This is a genomic window from Methylophaga sp. UBA5088 (assembly GCF_002414625.1).
Classification (GTDB): Bacteria; Pseudomonadota; Gammaproteobacteria; order Nitrosococcales; family Methylophagaceae; genus Methylophaga; species Methylophaga marina.
Window position 1 is genome coordinate 31,734 of record NZ_DIAC01000097.1, and the last position, 3,107, is coordinate 34,840.

At 43.5% G+C, this 3,107-nt stretch carries 5 protein-coding genes; 1 reads left to right on the forward strand and 4 read right to left on the reverse strand.

Features of this window, described 5'->3' with window-relative positions:
- The 3 genes from B4K20_RS12100 to B4K20_RS12110 form a co-directional block, all read right to left on the reverse strand.
- Positions 1-439: glutathione S-transferase family protein (locus B4K20_RS12100; protein WP_289283065.1), on the reverse strand; the 439-nt coding region annotated here is incomplete at its 3' end.
- 56 nt (positions 440-495) lie between these two features.
- On the reverse strand, positions 496-1,056 hold the full coding sequence (locus B4K20_RS12105) for a pyridoxamine 5'-phosphate oxidase family protein (RefSeq protein WP_289283066.1): 561 nt from the start codon (positions 1,054-1,056) through the stop codon (positions 496-498).
- A gap of 51 nt (positions 1,057-1,107) precedes the next feature.
- Complete coding sequence (locus B4K20_RS12110; RefSeq protein ID WP_289244294.1) at positions 1,108-1,653, reverse strand: carboxymuconolactone decarboxylase family protein; 546 nt, start codon at positions 1,651-1,653, stop codon at positions 1,108-1,110.
- A gap of 124 nt (positions 1,654-1,777) precedes the next feature.
- Here B4K20_RS12110 and B4K20_RS12115 point away from each other — a divergent pair, with 124 nt between their 5' ends.
- On the forward strand, positions 1,778-2,677 hold the full coding sequence (locus tag B4K20_RS12115) for a LysR family transcriptional regulator (protein ID WP_289283067.1): 900 nt from the start codon (positions 1,778-1,780) through the stop codon (positions 2,675-2,677).
- Between the two features lie 53 nt (positions 2,678-2,730).
- Here the strand turns inward: B4K20_RS12115 and B4K20_RS12120 are convergent.
- Positions 2,731-3,107 (reverse strand): DoxX family protein (locus B4K20_RS12120; RefSeq protein ID WP_289283068.1); only part of this gene is annotated, 377 nt, incomplete at its 5' end.

The window sequence follows — 3,107 nt, forward strand, 5'->3', positions numbered from 1 at the left end:
CTAGCCATTGTTTATCAGCTAAGTGACGGTCAATGATGTTCAGCAGTTTTGTCGTTGTATCTGTAGCGTGTTTAAGGTCGATAGGTCGGCCCATTTTATGATGCAGACGTAATCTGGCCGGGCCATTTTGTAGCTCATTGGCTGCTGTCGATAACCATGATGTGATATTAGCTAACTCAGCAGGATCATCCGACCAAAACCTGTCTTCACCATATTTTTTAGCTAAATACACCAAAATAGCCTGGCTATCACGAATGACAATACCTTGATCATCAATCACCGGTGCCTGACCAAATGGATTTAACTTCAAGAAGTCGTCACTTAACTGTTCAGATGTGCCTAAATCCAAATCATAGGTCTGATAATTCAAGCCTAATAAAGATAACATCAGCCGTACTTTATGGCAGTTACCCGATAATGCAATATTGTATAAAATCATTAGTTTTGTCGCTCTTTTAAAAGGCAAATAAAATAGCTTTTTCAAACAATTACACGCTAATCATCAACTAAAAACTGTGCAAACTCATCCTGAGTATAACGAGGTGTAATGTACTTCGGACAGTTCCAGTCCATCGCGTCAATGGTGATGACAATGCCACGCTCAACAGGTGCTCTGAACTCAGCGAGTTCAAGTTGTGCCATAAAGCCAGCGTATTCGGCTTCTTGAATCACTTCAGCATGACCCCAGATTTTCAGGCGGCGAGTTTGAGCATAATCCATCAAAAACAGACAGACTTTACTATTACCCTGAATATTGCCTGCAGTGAGGTACTGTCGATTACCACGAAAGTCAGCAAAACCAATCTGTTTATCACTCAGTACCTTGAGAAAACCTTTGGGTCCACCTCGATGCTGAATATACGGCCAGCCATCATCATTACTTGTGGCAATATAAAAACTATCCCGTTGTTTGATGAATTGCTCTGTTCGCTTATCAATACACACATCATCGGTATCACCTTGCTCGAATACCTGATACGTTTCCCGGCTACCCATTTCAGACTGTAACTGTTTTACATTGTCTGTAAACGCGATTTTTGCAAATGCTCTGGCCATAACACCTCCTCAGAATAGTTGCCCGATCGGCAAAAGACCGGGCAATATCCGTTAAGCCGCCTGATTCAGTTCAACTTTCGGGAAGTCGATATCTACCCGACTGGCCTTACTCAGAATATTGGTTAATAAATTCATGCCCGTGTGGGTAATGACTTCAACAATATCGGCATCAGTGAAACCAGCATCACGCATTTCCTGCACTTCGGCATTGGTCACTTCGCCTGTGTGTTCAGCTAATGTCCGTGCAAACTTCACAGCAACAGCGGCTTTGGCATCCTGACTGTCGCCCTGGCGATTGGCATTGATTTCATCGGTATTTAAACCAGTTTTACGTCCAATAGCGGTGTGAGCTGATAAGCAATAGCCACATTCATTTTTCTGAGCCAGCGTCAGCGCAATTCGTTCACGTGTGGCGGCGTCCAAAGAGCCATTACCAGCAATATGATGAAAACCCAGGAACGCTTTTAAGGCATCCGGTGAGTTAGCAAAGACCCGAAGGAAGTTTGGCACAATGCCCAGTGATGATTGGATAGCAGCAAATAATTCAGCTTGTTCATTGTTGGCAATATCATCAGTGATGGTTTTGATTCTGCTCATGTTTGTTCTCCTGTTATCAGTAAATAATGCTGTTGTGTTTCCAGCGAGAACATTATTCGCTATTATCAGAAATATAATAATCAGCCAAATGATTAATTAACTATTGCATAAAGTGGAATAATGAATGGACCGACTACATTTAATGACTGTCTTCGTGGCCGTGGTTGAGAATGAAGGCTTTGCCAGTGCTGCACGTAAACTCAGACTTAGTCCTCCAGCCGTTAGTCGCGCCGTTTCAGAACTGGAAACACGTCTCGGTGTGAAGCTATTACACAGAACAACCCGCCACCTGCAAATCACCGATGCAGGCCAGCGTTACTACAAAGATACCAAGCAGATTGTCGCTCTATCTGAAGAAGCAGATGATGCCGTCAGAGGCAGAAATGCTACGCCGAGAGGAATGGTCAGAATTACCGCCTCAGTATTATTCGGGCGGCTATATGTGATGGATGGCATTATCAGCTATTTAAAAAACTATCCTGACATGCAGGTGGATGCTTTATTCGTTGATCGTGTCGTCAATATGCTGGAAGAGGGTGTCGATGTCGCAATTCGAATTGGTGAGTTACAGGATTCATCCTATAAAGCCATCAAAGTCGGGGCTATTCGTCGTGTTCTCTGTGCGTCAACGGCATATCTGAAAGAATATGGCTATCCAAAAAAACCAGAAGATTTATCCAATCACAAAATCATTCTGGCCAGAGGACTCAGCCCCAGTAATGAGCTTAAGTTTATTGATAAAGGCAAAGCAAGCAGTGTCAGGGTTGACCCATTCTTAGCTGTCAGCGATAACTTCTCGGCAGAAAAAGCTGTATTAGCGGATATGGGGATATCACGCTTCCTGTCTTATCAGGTGGCAGAGAGCCTGGAGAGTGGGGCATTAAAAATCATTTTGAGTGATTACGAGCATCCACCCGTGCCCGTGCATGTGGTGCATAGAGAGGGTCGCTATTCTTCAGCCAGAACAAAATCCATGATTGACTGGATGGTAGAGCACCTACGTTCACAAACATCATTGAACTAAAACAAAAGGAGGCAGTGACTCATTGTCACTCACCTCCTGATGCCGGTTGAATATTAGTGACTGTTAAAAACAAATCTATCCACGGCTATTTTTCCAGGGCCCCATAGTATTAAAGCAAACAGCAACCCACCCCAGATAATATGTAGTAATAACGCTGCCGGTGGCATGTCTGCGAGGCTAAAAACTGCCACAATATTAAAGATAAACAAGCCGATAGCGGCGACCGGAGTGATTAAGCCCATGAGCAGCAACACGGGTAAAGCAATCTCTGTGGCCGTGCCAAGATAAGCCGCAATATCATGTCTTAAAAAAGGCACCATATATTCATATTCAAATAAAAACAGGGTCGACTCCCAGTCTTTTAATTTGTTAAAACCAGCAAAGAAAAAGACAGAAAACAAGTAAAACCTGACGCCCAGTAACGTTAAAG

What these genes read in the sequence shown, in the direction of transcription:
- B4K20_RS12105 (WP_289283066.1), bottom strand. Translation starts at nt 1,056, where the DNA reads ATGGCCAGAGCATTTGCAAAAATCGCGTTTACAGACAATGTAAAACAG.
- B4K20_RS12110 (WP_289244294.1), bottom strand. Translation starts at nt 1,653, where the DNA reads ATGAGCAGAATCAAAACCATCACTGATGATATTGCCAACAATGAACAA.
- B4K20_RS12115 (WP_289283067.1), top strand. Translation starts at nt 1,778, where the DNA reads ATGGACCGACTACATTTAATGACTGTCTTCGTGGCCGTGGTTGAGAAT.